Genomic DNA, 293 nt, shown 5'->3' on the forward strand with positions numbered 1-293 from the left:
TTCCAGTGCTTTTAAATGAATCTCTTTTTCTTTTAAATAGTGAAGTAGATTTTGTAAATCAAGAATGCTCCGTGTAAGTCGGTCAATTCGAGTGACAACCAAGGTATCGCCTTCACGAATGTAATCCATGCATTCATCCAACGCAGTCCGGTCTTTTTTTGAGGTGCCGCTTTTTTTCTCAGAAAAGATTTTTTTGCATCCTGCGTTTTTCAAAGCATCGAGCTGGATATCCAAATTTTGGTCAATAGTCGATACTCGGGCATAACCAACAAGAGCCATTCTATTTTGCCATC

At 38.9% G+C, this 293-nt stretch carries 1 protein-coding gene; it reads right to left on the reverse strand.

From position 1 onward, the window contains the following. Positions 1-279, reverse strand: a 279-nt coding sequence (locus Lfee_RS07365; protein WP_162262671.1) for a recombinase family protein, incomplete at its 3' end; no start/stop codon positions are given. Positions 280-293: the final 14 nt, after the last annotated feature.

Origin of the sequence: Legionella feeleii (assembly GCF_001467625.1) — a bacterium.
GTDB lineage: Bacteria > Pseudomonadota > Gammaproteobacteria > Legionellales > Legionellaceae > Tatlockia > Tatlockia feeleii.